This is a genomic window from Asticcacaulis sp. YBE204, from assembly GCF_000495855.1.
Classification (GTDB): domain Bacteria; phylum Pseudomonadota; class Alphaproteobacteria; order Caulobacterales; family Caulobacteraceae; genus Asticcacaulis.
This window is the reverse complement of the sequence record NZ_AWGF01000029.1, coordinates 1-1189: the sequence shown is the minus strand read 5'-3', so window position 1 is coordinate 1189 and position 1189 is coordinate 1. Positions and strand designations below refer to the sequence as shown.

The 1189-nt window shown below is 62.3% G+C and carries 1 protein-coding gene; it reads left to right on the top strand.

Annotated elements, in window-relative coordinates; translation table 11 throughout:
* Positions 1–1189, top strand: a 1189-nt coding sequence (gene tuf / locus AEYBE204_RS39155; protein ID WP_023464145.1) for an elongation factor Tu, incomplete at both ends; no start/stop codon positions are given.

The window sequence follows — 1189 nt, the reverse complement described above, 5'->3', positions numbered from 1 at the left end:
TGGCCAAGGAAAAATTCAACCGCAGTAAGCCTCACTGCAACATCGGCACGATTGGTCACGTTGACCACGGCAAGACGACCCTGACGGCGGCGATCACGATGACGCTGGCGAAGTCGGGCGGCGCGGTCGCCAAGAACTATGCCGACATCGACGCGGCCCCGGAAGAAAAGGCCCGCGGCATCACGATCAACACGGCGCACGTGGAATACGAGACGGCCAACCGTCACTACGCGCACGTCGACTGCCCGGGTCACGCCGACTACGTGAAGAACATGATCACCGGCGCCGCTCAGATGGACGGCGCGATCCTGGTCGTTTCGGCCGCTGACGGCCCGATGCCGCAAACGCGCGAGCACATCCTGCTGGCCCGTCAGGTCGGCGTGCCGGCTCTGGTCGTATTCATGAACAAGGTCGACCTGGTCGACGACGAAGAGCTGCTCGAGCTGGTCGAAATGGAAGTTCGTGAACTTCTGTCGTCCTACCAGTTCCCGGGCGACGATATCCCCATCACCAAGGGCTCGGCCAAGGCCGCGACCGACGGCGTCAACCCGGACATCGGTGAAAACCAGATCCTGGCCCTGATGCAGACGGTCGACGACTACATCCCGCAGCCGGAGCGTCCGATCGACCTGCCGTTCCTGATGCCGGTCGAAGACGTGTTCTCGATCTCGGGCCGTGGTACGGTCGTGACCGGTCGCGTCGAGCGCGGCATCGTCAAGGTTGGCGAAGAAGTCGAAATCGTCGGCATCCGTCCGGTTCAGAAGACGACCTGCACGGGCGTCGAAATGTTCCGCAAGCTGCTGGATCAAGGTCAAGCCGGTGACAACGTCGGCGTTCTGCTGCGCGGCACCAAGCGTGAAGACGTCGAGCGCGGCCAGGTTCTCTGCAAGCCGGGTTCGATCACCCCGCACACCAAGTTCATCGCCGAAGCCTACATCCTCACGAAGGAAGAAGGCGGCCGTCACACGCCGTTCTTCACCAACTACCGTCCGCAGTTCTACTTCCGTACGACGGACGTGACGGGCATCGTGAAGCTGAAAGAAGGCGTGGAAATGATCATGCCGGGCGACAACGCCGAGCTGGACGTCGAGCTGATCACGCCGATCGCCATGGAAGAGAAGCTGCGCTTCGCTATCCGTGAAGGCGGCCGTACCGTCGGCGCCGGCGTCGTGTCGAAGATCATCGCCTA